This is a genomic window from Rahnella inusitata (assembly GCF_965118895.1).
GTDB lineage: Bacteria > Pseudomonadota > Gammaproteobacteria > Enterobacterales > Enterobacteriaceae > Rahnella > Rahnella inusitata_A.
This window is the reverse complement of sequence record NZ_CBCPJJ010000021.1, coordinates 38828-61946: the sequence shown is the minus strand read 5'-3', so window position 1 is coordinate 61946 and position 23119 is coordinate 38828. Positions and strand designations below refer to the sequence as shown.

The following is a 23119-nucleotide window of genomic DNA, read 5'->3' as shown; positions in this document are numbered from 1 at the left end:
GAAAAAATTAAATCCTGACAACAAAAAAGCCCCTTTCGGGGCTTTTTCGGTTTCTGACATGAATGCCCGAAGGCGAACATCAGAACGGGATATCGTCGTCGAAATCCATTGGTGGTTCGTTGTTCTGTGCTGGTGCGTTGTTTTGCGCCGCCGGGCGCGCCTGCTGGCCGCCGCTGAACTGGTTGCCGCCTTGTGGCTGCTGAGGCTGACCCCAACCGCCCTGCTGGCCGCCGCCTGCTGCCTGACCACCGCCTGCTGGTGCGCCGCCGCCACTTGCACGGCCGCCGAGCATCTGCATGGTGCCGCCCACGTTAACAACGACTTCGGTGGTGTATTTTTCAACGCCAGCCTGATCGGTCCATTTACGGGTTTGCAGTGCACCTTCGATATAAACCTGAGAACCTTTTTTCAGGTATTCACCGGCAACTTCGGCCAGTTTGCCGAACAGTACAACGCGGTGCCATTCGGTTTTTTCTTTCTGCTCGCCGGTGGCTTTATCACGCCAGCTTTCGGAAGTCGCCAGTGTCATGTTAGCCACTGCGCCGCCGTTTGGCATGTAACGGATTTCCGGATCTTGCCCGAGATTACCGACGAGAATAACTTTGTTTACGCCTCTGCTGGCCATGTGGATTCTCCTGATGATGTATGTCGTGGTTGAAACCACAGTTTGGGTGTGAGGGTCTCACTTCGCGTCATTATAACCACAAATCGTTCCCTTCGTACCACGGATGTAAAAGGATGCGGCATTCTTTCCAGATTGTTCAGCAAACGTTCCGCCGTTACATCGAGTACTGGATATACATTCAGGTTTCGGGGTGGCATAGACTGTGATTTGTGTCATAATTGCGCGTTACGTTCTTCTCTGTGCCCGATTCGCTGACCGGCGCGATGCAACATTTTCCGACGGTCACCGGCACGGTGAGCTATCAAGTTAATCCGGGAATGATGAATGGATAAGATCGAAGTTCGGGGCGCACGCACCCATAATCTCAAGAATATCAACCTGATTATCCCGCGCGACAAACTGATTGTTGTCACCGGCTTATCGGGATCTGGCAAGTCCTCTCTGGCGTTCGACACGCTGTACGCCGAAGGCCAGCGCCGCTACGTCGAGTCGCTGTCTGCCTATGCACGCCAATTTTTATCCTTAATGGAAAAACCGGACGTTGACCATATTGAAGGTCTGTCTCCGGCGATTTCGATTGAGCAAAAATCGACATCGCACAACCCGCGTTCTACCGTCGGGACTATCACGGAAATCCACGACTATCTGCGTCTGCTGTTTGCCCGCGTAGGTGAGCCGCGCTGCCCGGATCATAACGTTCCGCTGTCAGCCCAGACCGTCAGCCAGATGGTTGATAACGTGCTGGCGCAGCCGGAAGGCCAGCGCCTGATGCTGCTGGCGACGATCATCAAAGATCGTAAAGGCGAGCACACTAAAACGCTGGAAAATCTGGCGTCGCAGGGTTACATCCGTGCGCGTATCGACGGCGAAGTGTGCGATCTGTCCGATCCGCCGAAGCTGAAACTGCAGAAAAAGCACACCATCGAAGTCGTGGTTGACCGCTTTAAAGTGCGCGAAGATTTACAACAACGTCTGGCGGAATCCTTCGAGACCGCGCTGGAGCTCTCCGGCGGTACTGCCGTGGTCGCTGATATGGATGACCCGAAAGCCCCGGAAATGCTGTTCTCGGCGAACTTTGCCTGCCCGATTTGTGGTTACAGCATGAGCGAGCTCGAACCGCGCATGTTCTCGTTCAATAACCCGGCCGGTGCCTGCCAGACCTGCGACGGTCTGGGCGTACAGCAATTTTTCGATCCGGATCGCGTGGTGCAAAACCCTGAGCTTTCCCTGGCCGGTGGCGCCATCCGCGGCTGGGATCGCCGTAACTTCTATTACTTCCAGATGCTGCGCTCTCTCGGCGAGCATTATGATTTTGATGTAGAAGCGCCTTATAACGAACTAAGCAGCGACGTGAAAAACGCCATCCTGCACGGCTCCGGCAAAACGACCATTGAATTCAAATACATTAACGATCGCGGTGATACGTCGATTCGTCGTCATCCGTTCGAAGGCGTGCTGCACAACATGGAGCGCCGTTATAAAGAAACGGAATCCAGCGCGGTGCGTGAAGAGCTCTCGAAATACATCAGTAACCGTTCATGCGCATCCTGCAAAGGCACCCGCCTGCGCGAAGAAGCGCGTAACGTATTTGTGGAAGAAACGACGCTGCCGGAAATCTCTGATTTCAGCATCGGTCATGCGATGGATTTCTTCCGCAATATGAAACTCAGCGGCCAGCGCGCGCAAATCGCCGAGAAAGTCTTGAAAGAGATTGGCGATCGCCTGAAATTCCTGGTGAACGTTGGCCTGAATTATCTCTCGCTTTCCCGTTCTGCTGAAACCCTGTCCGGCGGTGAAGCCCAGCGTATCCGTCTGGCGAGCCAGATCGGTGCCGGACTGGTGGGCGTGATGTACGTCCTCGATGAGCCGTCTATCGGCCTGCATCAGCGTGACAACGAACGTCTGCTGGAAACGCTGATCCACCTGCGTGACCTCGGAAATACCGTGATCGTGGTGGAACATGATGAAGACGCAATCCGCGCCGCTGACCATATCATTGATATCGGGCCGGGTGCGGGGGTTCACGGTGGCCGCGTGGTCGCCGAAGGCACCGCCGACGATATTATGGCGCAGGAAGATTCCCTGACCGGTCAGTTCCTCAGTGGCAAACGTGAGATTTCAGTGCCCGCCCAACGCGTGCCTGCCGATGCCACCAAAGTGCTGAAGCTTTCCGGCGCCAAGGGCAACAACCTGAAAGACGTGACGCTGACGCTGCCGGTGGGTCTGTTCACCTGTATCACCGGCGTGTCCGGCTCAGGCAAATCTACGCTTATTAACGATACGCTTTTCCCGCTGGCACAGCGCGAACTGAACGGCGCGACGCTTGCCGAAGCTGCACCATACCGTGAGATCGAAGGTCTGGGGCATTTCGATAAAGTCATCGATATCGACCAGAGCCCGATTGGCCGTACACCGCGTTCTAACCCGGCCACTTACACCGGTATCTTTACGCCGGTTCGCGAACTGTTTGCCGGTGTACCGGAATCCCGTTCACGCGGTTATACACCTGGCCGTTTCAGTTTCAACGTCAAAGGTGGGCGCTGCGAAGCCTGCCAGGGCGACGGCGTGATCAAAGTAGAAATGCACTTCCTGCCGGACATTTATGTGCCGTGCGATCAGTGCCGTGGCAAACGCTACAACCGCGAAACGCTGGAAGTGAAATACAAGGGCAAGAGCATCCACGAAGTGCTGGAAATGACCATCGAAGAGGCCCGTGAATTCTTTGATGCCGTGCCGGCACTGGCGCGAAAATTGCAGACACTGATCGACGTCGGCCTGACCTATATTTGCCTCGGCCAGTCAGCAACCACGCTGTCCGGCGGTGAAGCGCAGCGCGTGAAACTGGCGCGCGAGCTCTCCAAACGCGGTACCGGTCAGACCCTGTACATTCTTGACGAACCGACCACCGGCCTGCACTTTGCCGATATTCAGCAATTACTGGAAGTGCTGCATCAGCTGCGCGATCAGGGCAACACCATCGTGGTGATTGAACACAATCTGGACGTGATTAAAACCGCAGACTGGATTGTCGATCTGGGGCCGGAAGGCGGCGCAGGCGGCGGACAGATTCTGGTCGCCGGTACGCCGGAAACCGTGGCGGAATGCAAAGAATCGCACACCGCCCGCTTCCTGAAACCGCTGCTGGAACGCCACCGCCAGCAGGCGAAGAAAACGGCTTAACCGCTATGCAAAAAGCCTTCCCGATTGGGAAGGTTTTTTTTCTCTGTATTCGCTATTTAAAAATCTTCTGCACAAACTCGACATACGCCGGGCGCCAGACGTCCATTTCATGGCCAAGATTCGGGTATTCGTGGTAATCGAATTTAATCTTTTTCTCTTCGAGCTCAGATTTCAGCCCCGCAATATCTTTGCCCGTCACCACATCTTTTTCCCCGACGACCACTGTAAAGTTTTTCAGCTGCGCGTTGATTTTCTCCGGTTCGGCGAAGCGTTTTGCCACGTCTGCATTCGGCACCGTCGTCGTGCTGACACCGCTAAACGTCGCCAGCCAGCCGAACTGGTCGAGGTGCGTCATCCCGCTGACCAGCGTCTGATATCCTCCCTGCGAAAGGCCCGCAAGCGCGCGTCCGGCGGCGTCATCACGCACGCGGAAGGTTTTGGAAATCAACGGAATGATATCGCCGGTCAGCTCTTTATCCGCTGCGGCAGCATTGCGCGGATAGAACTCTTTGCGGCGATCTTTAGTGACGTACTCCTCAGGCACGATGCCTTTGGCGTCGGTTTCGGTATCCGGGATGACCACTAACATCGGCGCGATTTTTTTCTCCGCCAGCAGATTATCCATGATTTGCGGAATGCGCCCCTGATCCAGCGCCGAGCGGCCGGTGTCGCCAAAACCGTGATAGAAATAAAGCACCGGCAGCGGTTGCGACGCATCGGTGTAGCCCGGCGGCGTCCAGACCGCCACCTGCCGTTCTGAATTCAGCGCCGCCGAATGGTAGGTCAGCATGCGCACTTCGCCGTGCGGCACGTTCTTCACATCCAGAATACTGCCCGGCACCAGAATCAGGCTGGTGTTCACCTGACGCTGCGGTTTCGGCATCGCACTGCCCGGATCGGCGATGCGCAGGCCATCCACGTTAAAGAAATATTCATACAGATCCGGTTTTTGTGCCGCAGAGGTCCAGCTCCAGACGCCTTTTTCATCCTTGGTCATCTGATGAGGAATATAGCTCACCGGCGTTGAACCGGTCACCACGTCCACATGCTCCGCCGTGGGCGCGTAAAGCCGGTAAGTGATGGTGAGATCAGGATTCACGGCGGTGATGTAAGTCTTCGCCGGAGACGATGCGTCAGGATCCTGCGGCAGGCTCTGCGCGAACGCGGTCAGGGGGAGCGGCGCACTGAGCGTCAGAATCAAAAGCGTGGCGAGATTCAGCCGGTTACGGGTCATCATCCTTTCCTTCTGGGTTGGCGTGAGCAGACGGACAACCTGTCCTTAAGTAACTCACTGTTTTTGCACAACTCTCAGAGTAGGTTATTTTTACCGCAAGCGGGCGTGATCGGCGTCACTGTTTGGAGGTTGATTCTAAGGAATGCAGCTGCGGAAGCGCGCTGAGCCGCTCAAAAGCAAAATCCCAGAAGGTGCGGACTTTACGCGGCATCTGCTGCACCTGCTGCGCCACTAACTGGACCGGCAACGGCAGCGGTTCGAAATGCGTTAACAGCCGCACCATGTTTCCCGCCTGCAAATCGTCCATTACCTGATACGACAGCAGCCGCGCAATGCCCTGCCCGCTGCGCACGGCCAGCAGTTGCGACTCAACGTCATTCGACAGCAACCGTGGCGAGAGGCGCACGCGCAGGCCCTCCTCGTGCGGTCCGAACCGCCATTCGCGGATCTGCGTTCGCAGCGTGCCCATAATAGTCTGATGCCTGGCCAGCTCCGACGGATGCTGTGGGACGCCGTACTCGGCCAGATAATCCGGGCTGGCGACCAGCACGCGGGTTACTTCCGCCACCTTGCGCGCGACTTTCCCCGAATCAATCTGATGTCCGATACGCACCGCCAGATCCAGCCCTTCGTCAATAAAATCCAGATTGCGGTCGTTGAGCATCATTTCAATCTGCATGTCCGGGTTCTGCGCCAGAAAAGCCATCACCAGCGGCGCAACGTGTTTACGGCCGAACTGCACCGGCGCAGTTAACCGCAACAGACCACTGAGCTGGGTTTCGGCCGCGTCTTCGACGGCGTCCTGATACTGGCTGAGCAGAACGCGCGCTTTTTCGGCCAGCCTTGCACCCGCTTCGGTCGGCGCGAGGCTGCGCGTGGTGCGCTCAACCAGCCGCGCGCCAAAGCGATGTTCCAGCGAGGCGATGGCACGGGTGATTGCCGGAGGGGAACGGTGAAGTTTACGGGCGGCTTCTGCCAGGCTGCCATACTGAAGTACGGCGACAAAAATCGCCATTTCGTCCAAACGATCCATAGATTCTTCCACAAAGTGAAACACTCAATTTCAATCTTCGTGGATCACAATCGTTTAGCGCAAGAGTAATCTTCAATGACAGCCACAAAGGAGAAACCTTATGCCCGCCATTCAACTGTTCAGCACGCCGTTTTCCGGCCACTGCCACCGCGTCACCCTGCTGCTCAACATGCTCAACTTACCGTTTGAAGTGAAAGATGCGCCTGCCGATGTACGTCAGTCCGCCGAATTTTTACGTCTGAATCCGCTGGGGCAAATCCCGGTGCTTGTCGATGACGGCCATGCCATCACCGACAGCAATGCGATCCTGGTGTATCTGGTGAAACGCTACGCGCCAGACAGTCACTGGCTGTCGGAAGATCCGCTGAAAGCGGCAGAGGTGCAGAAATGGTTATCCCGCGTCGCCGGTGAAGTGCGCTTCGGTCCGGCCTCTGCGCGCATGGTGAAACAGTTTTCCGCGCCGGAATCGCTGGAAAGCGCGCTGGCGGTCACGGCAAAATTCCTGCCGCAGCTGGAACTGCACGTTGAGACGCATGAGTTTCTGGCGACAGAGCGCGCCACCATTGCCGATCTGGCCTGCTATGCCTATGTCGCGACCGCACCGGAAGGCGGTATTTCGCTGGCACAGTATCCTGCGATTCAACGCTGGCTGAGGCGCATCGAGAGCCTGCCGGGCTTCACGCCGCTGCCCGCCCTGCCGCTGCCAGAAGACAAGAAGTAAGCGCCATGAATAATCCGTTCCATGCCGGTGAACGTCAGGCGCAGGCACTGGCCGGTTTCGACGTCGTCGCGCATGGGATCCGCGAGGCGATGCCAGAACAACATCAGCTGTTTTTCGCCGCGCTGCCCTACCTGTTTATCTCAACGCTGGATGAAAACGGCTGGCCGGTGGCGACATTGTTGAGCGGCCCTGCCGGTTTTATCCGTGCGCCAGATGACGGTCATTTACGGGTTAACGCGCCGCGACGGGCAGACGATCCCGCGCTGGCGGCATTGCAGCCGGGTAAACAGATCGGTGCGCTGGGGATCGATTTTTCTAACCGGCGCCGCAACCGCGTCAACGGCAGGATCGGGCGGATGGACAAAAATCGGATCGAGATCGTCGTCGATCAGAGTTTTGGTAACTGTCCGCAATATATTCAGATCCGCCAACTGGCCGACGCACCGGTCAGCACATCGCTGGCACTGAGGGAAGATATGACTGAGCCCGATGATGATGCCCGTGCGCTGATTGCACGCTCTGACACCTTTTTCATCGCCAGTCACGCGCCCGATGGCGCAGATGTGTCACATCGCGGCGGTCAGCCGGGATTTGCGCATCTGGTGGGAAACCGGCTATGGGTACCGGATTATCGCGGCAATAAGTACATGAACACGCTGGGGAATCTGCTGGCCGAACCCCGCGCCGCGCTGCTGTTTATCGATTTCGACAACGGTGATATTTTGCATATTCAGGGCACAACGCAGATCCACTGGCAGGCGGATGAGATCCCCGTTCCGGCGGGCACTGAACGCTACTGGACGCTGGACATCACACGCCTGTGGCGTTTTCGCTCCACGTTGCCGTGGCGCGCTGAAACCGTGGAATACTCTTCCGCCACGCTGAACACCGGTCACTGGCAGCGTGAATCAGATGCCTAAATTGTGACGCACCGCTTCCGGCAGGCCAGAGACCACCAGCTGATAGGATCCGTCGATCAGATAATAAAACTGTGAATCCGGCAGGGAGCCGTCGAGATACACGGTGTTCCAGTGCGCTTTGTTGAGATGGTCGCCCGGTACAATTTCAGGGTGTTTGGCACGCAACTGCTCCGCCAGCTCCGGGCTGGTTTTCAGCGAAATCGCCTCACGCCCGCCGACATCACACACCATGGCGAACATAGCGTCGCCCACTTTTACCTGATTTGCACCGCGCTGATTTTCAACACTTTGCTCCGCACCGGGTTTTCCCATGCAGTAAGTCAGCAGTTCCGAACTGGTCATGTTTGGATTTCTCCTTGTAATGTGATGACGATCCGGCGCTGTCCGCCGTCGATCCGATGTTCGCCCAGCCAGATCCCTTGCCAGGTGCCGAGCAGCAACCTTCCTCTGGAAACGGGCAGAACTAATGATGCACCGAGTAACGATGATTTAATGTGACCCGGCATGTCATCGCGGCCTTCGTAATCATGCTCGTAGGGCGCATTCTCCGGCACGCTTCGCATGAAGTGTTGCTCCATGTCGAACCGCACCGTCGGATCACAGTTTTCATTGAGCGTCAGCGAGGCCGACGTATGCTGGATAAACAGATGAAGCAGCCCGGTTTGGACCTCACCGAGCCGCGAAATTTTGCCGATCACTTCGTCGGTGACCAGATGAAAGCCCCGCGATTTCGCGCCGAGCGTAATAGTTTGCTGATGCCACATAGGATTTCTCAACACCTTGCCTGCGTAAAATTCAACTGTAGTAAGTGTGCAGCAACATGACGAAAAATAAAGGCGGAAGGCGTAAAGAGGCGTAAAGAAGAAAAAAGGGCCGACATTGCTGTCGGCTCTTTGTCACTTTGACATCTGAACTGGCGGGCGGTCAGAACGTATACCTCAGCCCCAGCCGGATACGGTACTGCTCGCTGTTATAGGTATTCCAGCGATCCAGCCATTGCAACTCGAGATAGGGCAGCCAGTTCTGATCAATTTTGTAGCTGAACTTGTTGGTGATTTCCCAGTGATGGTCTTTGCCATTCTTACTGTTGTAATCGTTCACACGCTGAAAGTAATGTGGTTCAAAGGTGTAAAAGAAGGAATCTGTCACTTTGAAGTTCCAGTAATTAGCGATCTCATGCGTATCGTTTTTATCCATATCACCATTGAGATCCAGCGTGTCGTAATTACTATGGTTATAACGATAACGAAAGGTCAGATTAAAATAAGAAATAAATTTATAGTTAATATCCAGATACACCGCCCCGCCGGAACCGTCGCTGTTATCATTAATCAGACCGCCAGGCTGGAAGGTTAATTTATCGGTAGGTTTAAATAAGGGATACCAGCCCTCGATTTCATTATAACCGTGTTTAATTTCATCCCACCTGCCGACGTTGTACGCATTGGTGAACATCAAGCCTGCGCCCATATCAAAGTTATAGCCGGCCCGCAGGATCACTTCGTTTAAATCTGAAGCCGTATTATAAGCTTCACGCGTTTCTACATACGCCCCAGCAAAAGCAGAAGCGGGAATAACAGATGAGAGTGTGAGTAAAAGCGTCAATTTTTTCATGATAAATCCATTTTTCAGACGTAAGGAGGCCGCCACCCGATCGGGTGACCGATAGCGGCCATTATTTTTATTGTGTGACTACAGAAGGTTTTGTATTTTCTCTTATCTTTTCAGGAAATGTATTTTTCTTTCGCTGACTAATCTCCTCAATAATTTTGGCAAAACGCTCTTCGTTAAGTTTATAGAAGGTGCCCATAATGAATGCCGCCGCAATCGCCAGTGAGCATGGCCAAATAAAGATCAGCCTTCGTAAACCCAGCAGCGTTTCACTGCTTTGAATGGCGTGTGGAATATAACCGATCTGCGTCAGCATAATGCCCGGTAGGAAACCGGCAAGAGCGGCCGAAATTTTGCGGGAAAAGGTATAACCGGTATATACCGAGCCTTCAGCACGAATACCCGTTTTCCATTCCCCGTAATCCACCGTATCCGGCACCAGCGCCCAGTTCAGGCTGTTCACAAATGCAGTACCGAAAAACGCCATGCAGGAAAACAGAACAAAGGACAACGAGCTGGTACCCCACATGAAATTCATGATATCGCCCGCTGCCCACAGCCCCAGACCTCCCAGATACACCTGCTTCTTGCCAAAACGTCTTACCGCGCCGGGTACAAGAAACACGCCGAGCAAAATGCAGCCCATGCTAAAGAAACCCATCCATGACAGCAGGCCGATATCATTGAGCACGTACTGCGTGTAATAGACCTGGATCGCCAGTTTGATGTTGAACGCCGCCAGCGTGCATAAGTTGGCGAGGCACAGCACCAGCAGCGGTGGGTTATGAAAAATCGCGCGAAAAGATTTCAGAATGCCGGGTTTGTGCCCTGCCGGGCTGACGTCCACATAGCGCTCTTTGACGCCGCTGTAACACCACCACATGCAGAACACCCCGCAGGTGGCGAAGATCAGGGCGGCGATAAGATATCCCAGCGTTGGCGACTGACTAAACAGCGCCTGTACCGGCATAAATCCGACTGTGCACAACAATAAACCCAGCGTTGCACCGCCCTGACGCCACGCCGCCAGCTGCGCGCGATCCTGAGAATTTCTGGTGATGGCGGGCACCATCGCGCCATAGGAGCAATTCATCAGGCTATAGAAGAGTCCGAACAGCATAAACAGCACCGTTGCCAGCGCCGTTTTAACCGGCAGGCCGAAATCGTTCGCCATAAACTGCGCCGTCGCCACCAGCCCGACTGGCACCGAGGCGTAGAGAATGAACGGCCGGAATTTTCCTCTCGCCCCAATCTGGCGACGTGAATCGAGCAGCACGCCAGTCAGCATGTCGGTAAAGGCAGTAAAGAACTTGGCGACTAAAAAGATAATCCCGCCATAGAACGCCGGCATTCCGAGTTCATCGGTGTAAAATTTCAGCAGATACAGCGTGCCGATGCACAGCATCAGGTTTGAGCCGAAATCGCCCATCCCGTAGGCGCACTTCTCACGCAGCGTCAGCGGATCATCCTGGTATAAATGCTTCATCATCCATCCCCATGGCACCAGTGAAAGCGCCATCCTGTTGAGTGAACTACCCCTGACGCTTCCGGTCTTCTATCTCAGCCACGATGCGGACGTACATTTTCTCGTTGAGATTATAGAAGCAGCCCATCGCCACGATGGTGATTGCCGCCAGCGCACACGGATAGATGAAGATCAGCTGGCGAAGGCCTTCGCGGGTGCCTGCCGACTGCACAACGTTGGGGACGTAGCCGATCTGCGTCAGCATCCAGCCGGGGAAGAAACCGGCCAGCGCCTGCGACACTTTGCGAAAGAAGGTGAAACCGGTGTAGACCGTGCCCTCCGAGCGCACCCCGGTTCGCCATTCGCCGTATTCCACAGTGTCTGACACCAGCGCCCAGTTGAGGCTGTTCACAAACGCCGAGCCGAAGAACGCCAGACAGGAGAACGCGACAAAACTCACCGACCCGCCGCCGAAGAAGTAATTGAGAATGTCGCCGATAATCCACAGCGATAAACCACCGATGTAAACTTTTTTCTTGCCGAATCGCCGGACGGCAGCGGGCATCAGGAAGACGCCGATGAAAATGCATCCCATGCTGAAAAAGCCCATATAGGAGAGCAAAATCGGGTCATTGAGCACGTACTGCGTGTAATAGACCTGGATCGCCAGTTTGACGTTGAACGCCCCCAGCGTGCAGAGATTAGCGATACACAGAATAAATAGCGGACGATTCCCGGCAATCGCACGAAAAGACTGCAACAGACCGGGTTTCTGGGTGGCGCTGGCGTGCGCCGCTTCAACATATCGCTCTTTGACCCCTGCATAACACAGCCACATAAATAGCAACCCGAACAGGGAGAAAATCGTCGCGGCAAAGAGGTAACTCTGCTGCGAACTGCCTTCGAGCAGGTTCATCACCGGTACAAATCCTACGGTACATAACAACAGGCCAAGCGTCGCACCGCCCTGTCGCCACGCTGCCAGCGACGCGCGCTCGTTCGGATTTTTGGTCATCGCGGGCACCATCGCGCCGTAGGAGCAGTTCATCATGCTAAAAAACAGCCCGTAAAGCATGAAGAGCACCGTCGCCACGACCGTTTTGCCCGTCATCTCCAGCGGTGTGCCGGCAAAGTTAGCGACCGCCAGCAAGGTCACCGGAAACGCGGCATACAGTACGAACGGGCGGAATTTTCCTTTCGGGCCGATTTTGCGGCGCGAATCAAGCATGATGCCGGTGCCCATATCGGTGAATGCCGTAAAGAATTTGGCAATCAGAAAGATGATACCGCCATACGTTCCCGGCAGGCCGAGCACGTCGGTATAGAACTTGAGTAAATACAACGTGCCAATATCCAGCAGGATATTGGAGCCTAAATCGCCCATTCCGTACGCCAGTTTTTCTTTGAAAGGCAAACGTTGCGTCGCGGGATCGGCTGTGTGGGTCTGACTCATTCTTATTCTCCTTTATTCCGCCGGTGCGTTAGCTCACCCGTACCGGCGGATGAGTCTTATCAGATGTGACGGAATGAACTGAACAGCGCAGCCCACTCGCTGTCGGCGCGATAAAATACCGGCGGTTTCCCCAGCGGGGCATCCACCGTAATCTCCCCACCGCCACAGGTTTCACCCGTCCACAGGTTGATCCAGGTGTCCTGCGGCAGGTACAGCGTCCAGTCGCGACGCCCTTCCTCAAACACCGGTGCAACCAGCAGATCGCGGCCAAACAGATACTGGTATTTCAGCGAGTAGGTACGGGCATCGTCTTCGTAATGCAGGAACAGCGGGCGCATTACCGGCAAACCGCTGCGGGTGTTTTGCGCCACAGCCTGTTTGATGTAGGGCTTCATGCGAGTAAAGATCTCAGTCATGCGGGCGAAATGCGCAATGGTTTCGCCGTCGCCGTCAAATTGCCAGTTATCCCCCGGACGGTTACCTTCGTGAGTGCGCATCATCGGCGTGAAGGCGCTGAAATCGCACCAGCGCAGCAACAACTCTTTGCTGCGTTTCATCTCAAACAGGGTGGTATAACCGCCGATATCGCTGTGATGTAATCCGTGTCCGCTCATCGCCAGCGACAGCGCGGCGGGCACCACCGATGCCAGCCCGTCGTCCAGACTCCAGTCGACGTTCTGATCCCCCGCCCACATCATCAACGAGTATTTCTGGCTGTGGGTATACCCGGCGCGCATAAAGAACAGGATCTCGCCGAGCTTGCCGGTTTCCTCCAGCGCCTCGTAGTTGCACTTTGCCCACAAGGCAGGCCACGCGTTATGCATGATTTCGGCGCTGACGCCGTTGTGCAGGAACGTATCAGTGGGCAGATATTCGCCAAAATCTGCCATCCAGCCGCTGCAACCCAACTCAATCAGATTCTTTTTGATGACGTTCTTAAACCAGTCGTAGGCTTCGGGATTCGTGAGATCCACCACGCCTGCGTAGAATTCCCCGAACTCGACATGATAGTCACCGCCACGGGCATCTTTGGTCAGATATCCGCGCGCCGACGCTTCTGCGCACAGCTCACGATCGTTGGCAACGTAGGGATTGATGTAAGAAAGAAACTGCACGCCCTGTGTTTTCCACTGCGCAATGCGGGTATCGAGCTGCGGGTAGAGATCGCGGCTCCATTCCCAGTTCCACATCACACGTTTGCCAAAGGACGTCATGCGGATCCCTGACCAGTCCTGCGCCCAGATCCCGTTGACTTTCACCCCGCCGTCGCGCATGGCGTCGAGTTTTTTCTGGCAGACTTCCGTCCCGCCCTGAATGCCCAGCGTCACACCGTCGTATACCCAGTCGGGTAATTCCGGCTGGCGACCCAGCAGCGCGGTGAGTTTTTCCAGCAGGCTGATGTAGTTGTCCGCACATTCAAAACTCAGGGTGGCGTTGTCTTCCCAAAATGCCAGTTCGTGGTAATCCGGCGCGCTGAAATCGAAATTCATGTAACAGCTGTTATCGACGTGGCAGTAGTATTTTTGTGTGCTGACGAACGTGGGCTGCGGGAAGAAGGTCCAGTAATAGTCGCCGCCAGCGTTCTCTTTGCAGTCCGCCTGCCACGTGACGTAAGTCTGCTTGTTGCGGCCAACGCCCTGCTCACTGGTCCACAGCGGGAACGGTTTTCCACGCAAATCAAAATAAGAGAACTGTTCACCACAGCCGTAAATATGATCTTCCACCTGTGCCGCCAGTCGCAGCCAGATGCGGTTATGCGCCTGATCCGCATTTTGCAGCTGAACCTGTAAGCGGTCATTTTCATCACAAGTGACGCGAAGCGTTGCGCTGAGAATATCTCCCCGGCTGAAACGTAGCGTCCAGCCGTCAGATTGCGCGGTCACCGCGACGTCACGCAGGGCGATTTTCTCGTTGAGGCGGTCTTTAATACTGAAGTTGCCGCGAAACATTTCTATGTCGGCTTCGCCACCGCCAATCCATAGACAGGGCATTTCTGCCGTATGACGCAGGATCGTGCGATGTTTATAGATCAGGGAAAATTCATTATTTCCGGCAATTAATTCAAGATGAGGAATCGTCGTTTGTAGGGTACTCATGTCGATCTCCGTTATTTTTATCGGGCATTAATGTCCAGCAGGCCAGCAGCCACGGCGGGTGCCAGACCCGGTGCCAGCGGCAGACGCGGAATAACCAGACAGTGCAGAAGATGATAAATATCCTGTTTGCCATCCCAGACTTTGGTGGTGACCTTATTATTGGTATCCAGCTCCTGCCACCAGGAACCATTTTCATAGTCCATCAGATAGGTGATGCAGTAGTCCCACCATTTCTGATACCAGCTTTCGTATTGCGCATCGCCGGTGACCGTATAAAGCGCGTAAGCCGTGCCCATCGCTTCAACGATCGGCCAGCGCACCCGTTCGCGTACGATAGGTTTGCCATCCCAGCCGACCGAATAGACAAAACCGTCTGCGCCGTCCGGCGCCCAGGCATCGCGGATGGTGGCGTGGAACAGCCCTTTAGCATCTTGCAGCAACCACGCCGGGGGTGTTTCGATGCGGGCTTCGAGCGCGGCATGAAGATGCAGCATCAGGCGTCCCCATTCAATCCAGTGGCCGGGCGTGCCGCCATAAGCTCGGAAGCGATGTGCGGGATTATCTTGGTTGTAATCGCGGATCGGGTTCCACTGTGCATCGAAATGCTCGTTAACACGGTATTCCCCTTTGCGGGCAACATCGTGAATAATCACTGACGCAATGCTCAGCGCACGGTCGAGCCATTTGCGCTCATGCGTGACGTCATAAACAATCAGGAATGCTTCTACGGCGTGCATGTTGGCATTGCCGCCACGGTAGTCTTCCGTCTGGCTGAAAGTCTCGTCCCACGACTCCAGACACATCTGCTCGCTTTCGCTCCAGAAGTATTTTTCGATGACCTTAATGGTCTCATCGAGTAACTTCCTGGCCTCAGGATGGCCGGTGGTGACGGCGCTGGCCGCGCCCAGCAGCACGAAGAAATGCTGATAACCCTGCTTAGAAGCGTCCACCACGCTTTCCTCGTTCACACAGGCATACCAGCCACCGTGTTCTTTATCGGCCAGCGCGCCGTTGAGAGTTTTGATCCCGTGATCGACCAGCTGATATGCGCCCGGTCGCCCCATCGATGCGGCCACCGAATAGACGTGCAACATGCGGGCGGTGATCCAAAGATGCGTGCCCATGTCTGCCCTGACCTGACCATTATTTCCCAGCCAGCCAAAACCCGTCGGGACGGCCGCTTTTTTGCCGAAATCAAAAATCCGGTCGGTTTCCTGCTCCAGCCAGCGATTGTGGCTCATCGTGTTAAACCATTTCATCACGCAGTCCTCGGTTAGCGGCGGGCCATCATTTCATCGACAATTTCACCCAGGCGCTGCAACTTCGGCGCAGAGACGTCGCGCAGCATGAGTTCGGTATCAGGCATTCCCACGACCGATGACCACACGGCGCGACCGGCGAGAAAACCTGAAGCACCCGCCGTCATCGCCACGCTAACTGCACGCGGGAACAGCTTGTCATCGACACCGGAAGAGAGGATCACCCACGGCATGCTGATGTGTGCATTCAGCCGTTGGGAGGCCGCCAGCAGCTCCGGCTGCGTGCCTTTACCGTGCAGCGGCATTTCTACCTTGTAGAGATCGGCACCGCTGTCACCCAGCTCCTTCGCGGCGTCAATAATCGCCTGTTCGCGGTCAAACTTATCTCCACAGCGCGGCGGACGGACAACCGGCTCAATAATGCTCAGCAGGCCGTGCGCATGGCACAGCTGATTGAATTCTTTCACCATTGCCAGACGTTGCTGCGCATCTTCATCACTGCGCCATAACACCAGCAGTTTCAGCGCTTTTCCGCCGTTTTCGCGGACGGCCTGTGCGTCCACATTTTTGTCGATCACCACGCTGTCCACCGGAATACCGTTACCGGGAATAAACGCATCAGCCGCGACAATCATGGAACAGGTTTTGGCAACTGCCTGCTGCTCAACGACCTGCCGGTAGCAGAACTGCTGATCGACCAGAATGGCGGAGGCGTAAGGCGATAAAATTTTGGCCGCATTCACTTTGAAATCTGTCAGCACCTGATCGGCCACCGGCGCCTTTGCGCCCGCCGCCACGAACATCGAACGCATTGCTTCACGCTGATCAACAGCCAGCATGGCAAATCCGCCGGAAGGTCGGGTAATGTCTCTGAGGGTGTAATTATTCATTCATTTGTCCTTTGTTGAATGTTACTGGTTTGATTTTTCAGGTAATCCGGCGCTGGCACGCACCTGTTCAAGAATGGCGGTCCAGTCCTGACGGCCACGTCCTGCGGCGCGGGCCTGGTTGTACACTTCGCGGGAGGCCGCGCCGAGCGGCATCGGGACATGAAGCTGATTGGCGACGTCGAGGGCAATCCCCAGATCTTTATGCGCAAGATCGATCATGAAAGCCGGAGAAAGATCGCCTTTCAGGATTTTGTTCGGCCACGTCGTCGTGAAGTGGCCTCTCCCTGCGGGCGTGCCGCTCATGACCTTAAGGGCAACATCGAAAGAGAGATCCAGTGCTTCACACAGCACCGCCGCCTCCGCCGATAACGCATTGAGTGCAATGCTCATGTAGTTATTGATGAGCTTGACGCGGATCCCCCGGCCCGGCCCGCCGGCATTGATAAGCTCTGCTCCCATCGCCATCAGCACCGGCGTCGCGCGTTCCACCTGTTCTTGCGTACCTCCCGCCAGCAGCAGCAACGTACCCGCAATGGCGTGATCGGAAGTTCGCCCCACCGGCACATCCATCATGCTAAAACCTTTTTCCCGCATCTGAGCGATCAGCCTGTCGGTTTGCAGCGGGTGAATGGTCGACATATCGATCACCAGCGCCGCCGGGGATAAGGTTTCGCAAACACCGCCCGGAGCAAATAAGGCCTCGCGCACCAGATCGCCGTCAGGCAGCATGGTGATCACGAATTCTGCGTCTTTTGCAGCTTCCGCTGCACTGTTGCAGCCGGTTGCGCCCTGCCGGACCAACTTTTCTGTAACCTGCGGATTGATATCGAAAACCCGTAGTGCGTGCCCCTGCTTGATCAGATTGCAGGCCATCGGGGCGCCCATCTGCCCCAGACCGATAAATGCAACGTTTGCCATGGACTTCTCCTTTGCGACGACACTCAGTGTCATTTTTTGATTACTTATGATGTGTTTATTTGTCGTTTTTTGATCGTATTTGTAATTTCAAGTCAAAAAATTGACAGCCATCACTTTTTTAACAATTGGCTTAATTAAAATAAACCCATCAAAAACGCTTAAGGAATAGCCATGATTCGTATTGTTTGTGTCGGAATTGCCGTGTTGGATCGCATCTACAACGTCGAAACGTTGCCGTCGGAAGGAGGAAAATATGTCGCTCAGAAGTATTCAGAAATCGGCGGTGGCCCGGCGGCGACAGCGGCGGTGGCTGCCGCAAAACTGGGTGCGCAAGTGGACTTTATCGGGCGCGTGGGCGATGACGATACCGGCCACCGGCTGCTCGCGGAGCTGGGATCCCTGGGAGTAAACACCCGTTTTGTGATGCGTGTTAAACAGGCGCACTCCTCCCAATCTGCCGTGCTGGTGGATGCACAGGGTGAACGCATGATTATCAATTACCCCAGCCCCGATCTGCCGGCCACCGGCGACTGGCTCAACGAGATCGACTTTTCGCAGTGGGATGTGGTGCTGGCGGATGTGCGCTGGCACAACGGCACGCAGCAGGCGTTTAGGTTGGCGCGCGAGGCCGGAGTGATGACCGTGCTGGACGCCGACGTCACGCCGCAGGACATTTCTGAACTGGTGGCGCTGAGCGATCACGCCGCTTTTTCCGCGCCGGGTTTGCGACGGTTATCAGGTGTTAAAGATGCCCTTGACGGCCTGCAATTCGCACAAACGCTCACGAATGGACAGGTTTACGTCACGCAGGGTGCGCACGGTTGTGACTGGCTGGAAAACGGCATCCTGCACCATCAGCCCGCCTTTCGCGTGAACGTGGTGGACACGACCGGTGCAGGCGATGTTTTCCACGGCGCATTAGCGATGGCTCTGGCACAGGGAGAATCATCTGCAGAGGCGGCGTACTTTGCCAGTGGCGTGGCAGCGCTGAAATGTACCCGACCGGGCGGACGCGCCGGGATCCCCGACTGTGATCAAACCCGGTCTTTTTTGTCACTTTCTGTATAGAATACGACTCAGACGCTCATTTTAGGGGTACGGCTATGAGTCTTACTGAACTGACCGGTAACCCGCGCCACGATCAGCTTTTACAGCTAATTGCCGCACGCGGTTATATGAATATCGAAGAGCTGGCAGAGTTGCTGGAGGTCTCGACGCAAACCGTGCGCCGCGATATCCGCAAACTCAGTGAACAGGGATTAGTGACCCGCCATCACGGCGGGGCGGGCCGGGCGTCAAGTGTGGTGAATACAGCGTTTGAACAGCGGGAGATTTCCTGGACGGAAGAGAAGAAAGCTATTGCCGAAGCGATTGCCGATTACATTCCCGACGGCTCCACGGTGTTCATCACCATCGGCACCACCGTCGAGCAGGTGGCGCATGCCCTGCTCAACCACAGCCATTTACGCATCATCACTAACTGTCTGCGTGTCGCACATATTTTGTATAAAAATCCACGCTTTGAGGTGATGGTGCCGGGCGGCACACTGCGTCCGCACAACGGCGGTATTATTGGCGCATCGGCCACGGCGTTTATTGCGGGCTTTCGCGCCGATTATCTGGTGACCAGCGTCGGTGCCATTGAAAGTGATGGCGCGCTGATGGAGTTCGATGTGAATGAAGCCAGCGTAGTGAAAATGATGATGGCGCACTCACGCCACATTCTGCTGGCCGCTGATCACACCAAATATCACGCTTCGGCGGCCGTTGAGATCGGTAACGTGTCACAAACAACGGCTCTCTTCACCGATGAACTACCCGGCGCAGCCCTGCAAAAACTGCTCAAAGCGCAGCAGATCGAAATCATCAAAGTCAGTACGTCGGAGAAATCTGCGGCAGTCTGATTTCCAATGCAAAACAAAAAGGGCCGACATTGCTGACGGCCCTTGGGAAGTATTTTTAGCAGATTCTACTGCACTCGGGCGAAGGCTTCAGCCACCTGTTTAACGTTGTGGTGATTCAGACCCGCCATGCAAACTCGGCCGCTGGCAATCAGATAAACGCCGAACTCTTCACGCAGACGTATGACCTGTGCTTCGCTGAAACCGGTGTAGCTGAACATCCCGCGCTGTTGCAGCAGGTAGTCAAAGTTACGGCCCGGCAAGGCCGTTTTCAAGGTATCGACCAGCGTGTGGCGCATTTCCAGAATACGGGTGCGCATCTTCTCAACTTCAGCTTTCCATTGGGCGTTCAGCGCGCTGTCGCTCAGGACTTTGGCTACCACTTTCGCGCCGAAATTCGGCGGGCTGGAGTAGTTGCGGCGCACGGTCGCTTTCAGCTGACCCAGCACGCGGCCTGCGGCCTCGCTGTCTTCACACACTACGGATAATCCGCCGACGCGCTCGCCGTACAGGGAGAAAATTTTCGAGAACGAGTTGCTGACAAAGCAGTTCACGCCGGCAGATGCCATCGCGCGAATTGCGTAGGCGTCTTCCTCAATGCCTGCGCCAAAGCCCTGATAGGCGATGTCGAGGAACGGGATCAGCTCGCGCTGTTTGGTCACTTCGATCACCTGATCCCACTGCGCTGGCGTCAGGTCAGAACCGGTCGGGTTGTGACAGCACGGGTGCAGCAGCACAATGCTTTGCGCCGGCAGCGTTTTCAGGCGCTCAATCATCGCTGTGAAGTTCACGCCCAGTGTTTCTGGGTCGTAGTACGGATACGTGTGAACTTTAAAGCCCGCACCACCGAAGATAGCCACGTGGTTTTCCCAGGTCGGGTCGCTCACATAAACGTCTGAATCTGGAAAGTAAAACTTCAGGAAGTCTGCGCCCACTTTCAGTGCGCCGGAACCTCCGACGGTCTGAATGGTGGCGATACGCTGCTGTTTGAGGGCCGGATGTTCAGCGCCAAATAACAGTTCCTGAATGCCAGCACGGTAAGCGGTCAGCCCTTCCATTGGCAGGTACACTGACGCGGCCTGTGGCTCGGCGTTCAGCTGGTTCTCTGCACTTTCTACTGCCGCCAGTTGCGGAATAATACCCTGCTCGTCGTAATACAGACCGATGCTCAGGTTCACTTTGTCTTGTCTTGGATCGGTTTTAAAGCTTTCCATCAGCGACAAAATCGGGTCACCGGCATAGGCATCGACATGTTGGAACACGGTATACATCTCCTTGGTAGGGTTAAGTGGCGCGGCGATCGCAACGCCCGAGCGGTGGATCGACACTGTTTCACAGACTATCAAAGTTCGTTAAAAAAGATGAGAACTATGTTGTCATTTTTCGGGCAGCCGCGCGGTCGTTGCGTCAGACGCTGTAACGCCCCGGACGATGATTCATCGCGATAATCAGATTCACAATCACCGCGCCCAAAATAGAGGCGATAAGCATTTCAAAGCTGACCACGAACAACGACGCCAGCACGATGCAGCAGTCCACGCCCATCTGCAATTTGCCCGCACGGATGCCGTATTTATCTTGCAGAAACAGCGCCAGAATATTCACGCCGCCGAGGCTGGCCTTGTGACGAAAGAGGACGATGAAGCCAATGCCCATAATAACGTTGCCGAATAATGTGGCGTAAAACGGCTGGAGATGGTCGAAGTGAACGAACAGCGGATGCAGATCGGAAAACACCGACACCAGCGCCACGGCGCTGAAGGTTTTCAACGTGAACTGCCAGCCCATGCGGCGTATAGAAAGATAATAGAAGGGTAAGTTGATGATAAAGAAGGCCGTGCCGAAGGAGACCTGCGTCAGATAATGCGCCAGAAACGCCATGCCGGCCGTGCCGCCGGTGAGCGCACCAACCTGGCGCAGCATTACCACGCCAAAAGAGACCATCAACGTACCAATCACAATCGCCAGCACGTCTTCCAGCACCGTGTGCGCGGTACGCGGTTGTTCCACCGGCTTATCAAAATTATCTACACTTGCCATAAATTCCCATTTCCCCGAAAAATAACCACCAAAAGAGTTTTAGTGATAATTCCTGAGATGTGAATTCAAGGCAATATCGACGCACGGAATTTGCATTAAAAATCGAAAATAAGATTTTTAGTAGCGTTAATTATTCTTTACATGCACAAATCACGCATTTTAATTGATGTTTATGCACCACAATAGGGGTATCGCTCCAAAAAGAGTCACCATAATAGTGCATTAAAAATAACGGCCATTAAAAATCAGGCAACCGTTAATAAGCCGTTTTCCTTTAACCGGTTAAGCACAACCGACGTTTTTACATGTGCCACACTTTTATGCACTGAAAGGATTTGGCTGATCAATGTGCTTAAACCCGCTAAATCCTTCACCGCGACTTTTAATAAATAATCGGCGTCACCGGTAGTTTTATAGGCATCAATAATGGCGTCCACTTCACCGAGCATGCTGTGGAAGGAATCCACTTGCGCAGGCAAATGATTGATTAATCTAACTTCAATCAGGCCAATCATCCCCAGGCCGACCGCTTCAGGCGCCAGTCGGGCGTGATAACCGAGGATCAACTGCGCCTGTTCCAGCCCGATACGACGGCGGGAGCATTGTGATGCGGATAACCCAACCAGCTCACTAAGCTCCTGATTGGTCAGTCTTCCGTTGGCTTGTAATAACGTCAAAATCTTCAGGTCGTAATCATCGATGCTGTACATGGTGCTTTTCCTGTCGTTTTAATTTTTGTTTATCGTTATTTCACACTGCAAGGACTATTCCTACTTCATACCCTGAATAATTCGGGTTGCAGGAAGGCGGTAAGCGAATGAATCACGATGAGCTTACATGAGTAAGTGATTCGGGTGATTGAGCGCAGCCAACGCACCTGCAGTCTGAAGTATGGCGGGTATATAAGGACTAAATACTTATCGGCTTTTTTTTCTTATACTTGCGCAGATTAATAGCAAAAACAAAATGATTTCACCGCAAGGAAAGAATAATGAAAAAGATCCTCACCTCTCTCGCCCTGCTTACCCTGTTCCCCACGCTGGCTCTGGCAGACGCCACATCCTCACGTCTGGAGCGGGTTATTCAGAAAGGTTCTCTGAATGTCTGCACCACCGGCGACTATAAACCTTATACTTTTTTGAAAGCGCCAGGCCAGTACGAGGGCATTGATATTGCGATGGCTGAGTCGCTGGCGGCAAGTCTGGACGTGAAGGTCAACTGGGTGCCGGTGACGTGGAAATCGCTGATGGATGAGATGTCGGCCGGGCATTGTGATATCGCGATGGGAGGGATTTCGGTCACGCTCAAACGCCAGCAAAAAGCCTGGTTCGCCAACGTACTGGATCAGGATGGCAAAATCCCGCTGGTGCGCTGCGAAGACGTGCGTAAATACCAGACCGTTGAACAGCTGAATAAACCGACAGTGCGCCTGATCGAACCGGCGGGCGGCACCAATGAGGCCTTCGTTCACAGCCATCTGCCAAAAGGCACGCTGACGTTGAGCGACAACGTGACCATCTTCCAGAAGCTGGCGGATAAGGAAGCGGACGTGATGATTACCGATGCGTCCGAAGCGCTGTATCAACAGAAACGCTATCCGAAACTGTGCGCAGTGAACCCGAAGAAGCCGCTGCAATATGGCGAGAAAGCCTACATGCTGCCGCGTGATGATCTGAGCTGGAAAATGTATGTCGACCAGTGGCTTCATCTGAGTAAAGCCACCGGTGAGTATCAGCAGGTGGTCAGTAAATGGCTGGCGGTGAAGAAGTAAGG

Annotated in this window: 21 protein-coding genes; 6 read left to right on the top strand and 15 right to left on the bottom strand. The window is 54.8% G+C overall.

What is annotated here, in order from left to right; translation table 11 throughout:
* Window positions 1-79: 79 nt before the first annotated feature.
* Complete coding sequence (locus tag ACMHLI_RS17115) at window positions 80-625, bottom strand: single-stranded DNA-binding protein (protein WP_413530499.1); 546 nt, start codon at window positions 623-625, stop codon at window positions 80-82.
* A gap of 324 nt (window positions 626-949) precedes the next feature.
* Here ACMHLI_RS17115 and uvrA point away from each other — a divergent pair, with 324 nt between their 5' ends.
* The gene (gene uvrA / locus ACMHLI_RS17110) at window positions 950-3805 is read left to right on the top strand and encodes an excinuclease ABC subunit UvrA (RefSeq protein WP_413530498.1); all 2856 of its coding nucleotides are present in this window, start codon (window positions 950-952) and stop codon (window positions 3803-3805) included.
* Window positions 3806-3857: 52 nt separating this feature from the next.
* Here uvrA and ACMHLI_RS17105 read toward each other — a convergent pair whose 3' ends face one another.
* Window positions 3858-5039: an alpha/beta hydrolase-fold protein gene (locus ACMHLI_RS17105; RefSeq protein WP_413530632.1), complete on the bottom strand. Its 1182-nt coding sequence runs from the start codon at window positions 5037-5039 to the stop codon at window positions 3858-3860.
* 115 nt (window positions 5040-5154) lie between these two features.
* Entirely contained in the window at window positions 5155-6072 is a 918-nt protein-coding gene (locus ACMHLI_RS17100; RefSeq protein ID WP_413530497.1) for a LysR family transcriptional regulator, read from the bottom strand.
* A gap of 100 nt (window positions 6073-6172) precedes the next feature.
* Between ACMHLI_RS17100 and ACMHLI_RS17095 the strand changes: the two genes are divergently transcribed.
* Complete coding sequence (locus ACMHLI_RS17095; protein ID WP_413530496.1) at window positions 6173-6793, top strand: glutathione S-transferase family protein; 621 nt, start codon at window positions 6173-6175, stop codon at window positions 6791-6793.
* 5 nt (window positions 6794-6798) lie between these two features.
* Window positions 6799-7713, top strand: a complete 915-nt coding sequence (locus tag ACMHLI_RS17090; RefSeq protein ID WP_413530495.1) for a pyridoxamine 5'-phosphate oxidase family protein — start codon at window positions 6799-6801, stop codon at window positions 7711-7713.
* Here the strand turns inward: ACMHLI_RS17090 and ACMHLI_RS17085 are convergent.
* The 9 genes from ACMHLI_RS17085 to yihU form a co-directional block, all read right to left on the bottom strand.
* Window positions 7702-8055, bottom strand: coding sequence for an MmcQ/YjbR family DNA-binding protein (locus tag ACMHLI_RS17085; RefSeq protein WP_413530494.1), 354 nt, complete (start codon window positions 8053-8055; stop codon window positions 7702-7704). The genes ACMHLI_RS17090 and ACMHLI_RS17085 overlap by 12 nt on opposite strands.
* The gene (locus tag ACMHLI_RS17080) at window positions 8052-8477 is read right to left on the bottom strand and encodes a secondary thiamine-phosphate synthase enzyme YjbQ (protein ID WP_413530631.1); all 426 of its coding nucleotides are present in this window, start codon (window positions 8475-8477) and stop codon (window positions 8052-8054) included. Before ACMHLI_RS17080 ends, ACMHLI_RS17085 begins: the two co-directional genes overlap by 4 nt.
* Window positions 8478-8637: 160 nt before the next feature.
* On the bottom strand, window positions 8638-9327 hold the full coding sequence (ompL, locus tag ACMHLI_RS17075; RefSeq protein ID WP_413530493.1) for a porin OmpL: 690 nt from the start codon (window positions 9325-9327) through the stop codon (window positions 8638-8640).
* A gap of 67 nt (window positions 9328-9394) precedes the next feature.
* A complete protein-coding gene (locus ACMHLI_RS17070) occupies window positions 9395-10810 on the bottom strand; it encodes an MFS transporter (RefSeq protein WP_413530630.1) in 1416 nt (471 codons plus the stop codon).
* Between the two features lie 46 nt (window positions 10811-10856).
* Window positions 10857-12242, bottom strand: coding sequence for an MFS transporter (locus ACMHLI_RS17065; protein ID WP_413530492.1), 1386 nt, complete (start codon window positions 12240-12242; stop codon window positions 10857-10859).
* 59 nt (window positions 12243-12301) lie between these two features.
* On the bottom strand, window positions 12302-14338 hold the full coding sequence (locus ACMHLI_RS17060) for an alpha-glucosidase (protein WP_413530491.1): 2037 nt from the start codon (window positions 14336-14338) through the stop codon (window positions 12302-12304).
* 17 nt (window positions 14339-14355) lie between these two features.
* Entirely contained in the window at window positions 14356-15597 is a 1242-nt protein-coding gene (gene yihS, locus ACMHLI_RS17055) for a sulfoquinovose isomerase (RefSeq protein WP_413530490.1), read from the bottom strand.
* 14 nt (window positions 15598-15611) lie between these two features.
* On the bottom strand, window positions 15612-16487 hold the full coding sequence (yihT, locus tag ACMHLI_RS17050; protein WP_413530489.1) for a sulfofructosephosphate aldolase: 876 nt from the start codon (window positions 16485-16487) through the stop codon (window positions 15612-15614).
* A gap of 21 nt (window positions 16488-16508) precedes the next feature.
* The gene (gene yihU / locus ACMHLI_RS17045) at window positions 16509-17405 is read right to left on the bottom strand and encodes a sulfolactaldehyde 3-reductase (protein WP_413530488.1); all 897 of its coding nucleotides are present in this window, start codon (window positions 17403-17405) and stop codon (window positions 16509-16511) included.
* A 171-nt stretch (window positions 17406-17576) separates the two neighbouring features.
* Here yihU and ACMHLI_RS17040 point away from each other — a divergent pair, with 171 nt between their 5' ends.
* The gene (locus ACMHLI_RS17040) at window positions 17577-18473 is read left to right on the top strand and encodes a sugar kinase (protein ID WP_413530487.1); all 897 of its coding nucleotides are present in this window, start codon (window positions 17577-17579) and stop codon (window positions 18471-18473) included.
* 35 nt (window positions 18474-18508) lie between these two features.
* Complete coding sequence (locus ACMHLI_RS17035) at window positions 18509-19309, top strand: DeoR/GlpR family DNA-binding transcription regulator (RefSeq protein ID WP_413530486.1); 801 nt, start codon at window positions 18509-18511, stop codon at window positions 19307-19309.
* Between the two features lie 65 nt (window positions 19310-19374).
* On the opposite strand, the gene ACMHLI_RS17030 is transcribed toward ACMHLI_RS17035, so the two are convergent.
* The 3 genes from ACMHLI_RS17030 to ACMHLI_RS17020 form a co-directional block, all read right to left on the bottom strand.
* Complete coding sequence (locus tag ACMHLI_RS17030; protein WP_413530485.1) at window positions 19375-20568, bottom strand: aromatic amino acid transaminase; 1194 nt, start codon at window positions 20566-20568, stop codon at window positions 19375-19377.
* A gap of 145 nt (window positions 20569-20713) precedes the next feature.
* Complete coding sequence (locus ACMHLI_RS17025) at window positions 20714-21346, bottom strand: YitT family protein (protein WP_413530484.1); 633 nt, start codon at window positions 21344-21346, stop codon at window positions 20714-20716.
* A 245-nt stretch (window positions 21347-21591) separates the two neighbouring features.
* Window positions 21592-22056, bottom strand: a complete 465-nt coding sequence (locus ACMHLI_RS17020) for an Lrp/AsnC family transcriptional regulator (RefSeq protein ID WP_112168446.1) — start codon at window positions 22054-22056, stop codon at window positions 21592-21594.
* A 281-nt stretch (window positions 22057-22337) separates the two neighbouring features.
* On the opposite strand from ACMHLI_RS17020, the gene ACMHLI_RS17015 reads away from it, so the two are divergent.
* On the top strand, window positions 22338-23117 hold the full coding sequence (locus tag ACMHLI_RS17015) for a transporter substrate-binding domain-containing protein (protein WP_413530483.1): 780 nt from the start codon (window positions 22338-22340) through the stop codon (window positions 23115-23117).
* Window positions 23118-23119 lie beyond the last annotated feature (2 nt).

What these genes read in the sequence shown, in the direction of transcription:
- ACMHLI_RS17115 (WP_413530499.1), bottom strand. Translation starts at nt 625, where the DNA reads ATGGCCAGCAGAGGCGTAAACAAAGTTATTCTCGTCGGTAATCTCGGG.
- uvrA (WP_413530498.1), top strand. Translation starts at nt 950, where the DNA reads ATGGATAAGATCGAAGTTCGGGGCGCACGCACCCATAATCTCAAGAAT.
- ACMHLI_RS17105 (WP_413530632.1), bottom strand. Translation starts at nt 5,039, where the DNA reads ATGACCCGTAACCGGCTGAATCTCGCCACGCTTTTGATTCTGACGCTC.
- ACMHLI_RS17100 (WP_413530497.1), bottom strand. Translation starts at nt 6,072, where the DNA reads ATGGATCGTTTGGACGAAATGGCGATTTTTGTCGCCGTACTTCAGTAT.
- ACMHLI_RS17095 (WP_413530496.1), top strand. Translation starts at nt 6,173, where the DNA reads ATGCCCGCCATTCAACTGTTCAGCACGCCGTTTTCCGGCCACTGCCAC.
- ACMHLI_RS17090 (WP_413530495.1), top strand. Translation starts at nt 6,799, where the DNA reads ATGAATAATCCGTTCCATGCCGGTGAACGTCAGGCGCAGGCACTGGCC.
- ACMHLI_RS17085 (WP_413530494.1), bottom strand. Translation starts at nt 8,055, where the DNA reads ATGACCAGTTCGGAACTGCTGACTTACTGCATGGGAAAACCCGGTGCG.
- ACMHLI_RS17080 (WP_413530631.1), bottom strand. Translation starts at nt 8,477, where the DNA reads ATGTGGCATCAGCAAACTATTACGCTCGGCGCGAAATCGCGGGGCTTT.
- ompL (WP_413530493.1), bottom strand. Translation starts at nt 9,327, where the DNA reads ATGAAAAAATTGACGCTTTTACTCACACTCTCATCTGTTATTCCCGCT.
- ACMHLI_RS17070 (WP_413530630.1), bottom strand. Translation starts at nt 10,810, where the DNA reads ATGAAGCATTTATACCAGGATGATCCGCTGACGCTGCGTGAGAAGTGC.
- ACMHLI_RS17065 (WP_413530492.1), bottom strand. Translation starts at nt 12,242, where the DNA reads ATGAGTCAGACCCACACAGCCGATCCCGCGACGCAACGTTTGCCTTTC.
- ACMHLI_RS17060 (WP_413530491.1), bottom strand. Translation starts at nt 14,338, where the DNA reads ATGAGTACCCTACAAACGACGATTCCTCATCTTGAATTAATTGCCGGA.
- yihS (WP_413530490.1), bottom strand. Translation starts at nt 15,597, where the DNA reads ATGAAATGGTTTAACACGATGAGCCACAATCGCTGGCTGGAGCAGGAA.
- yihT (WP_413530489.1), bottom strand. Translation starts at nt 16,487, where the DNA reads ATGAATAATTACACCCTCAGAGACATTACCCGACCTTCCGGCGGATTT.
- yihU (WP_413530488.1), bottom strand. Translation starts at nt 17,405, where the DNA reads ATGGCAAACGTTGCATTTATCGGTCTGGGGCAGATGGGCGCCCCGATG.
- ACMHLI_RS17040 (WP_413530487.1), top strand. Translation starts at nt 17,577, where the DNA reads ATGATTCGTATTGTTTGTGTCGGAATTGCCGTGTTGGATCGCATCTAC.
- ACMHLI_RS17035 (WP_413530486.1), top strand. Translation starts at nt 18,509, where the DNA reads ATGAGTCTTACTGAACTGACCGGTAACCCGCGCCACGATCAGCTTTTA.
- ACMHLI_RS17025 (WP_413530484.1), bottom strand. Translation starts at nt 21,346, where the DNA reads ATGGCAAGTGTAGATAATTTTGATAAGCCGGTGGAACAACCGCGTACC.
- ACMHLI_RS17020 (WP_112168446.1), bottom strand. Translation starts at nt 22,056, where the DNA reads ATGTACAGCATCGATGATTACGACCTGAAGATTTTGACGTTATTACAA.
- ACMHLI_RS17015 (WP_413530483.1), top strand. Translation starts at nt 22,338, where the DNA reads ATGAAAAAGATCCTCACCTCTCTCGCCCTGCTTACCCTGTTCCCCACG.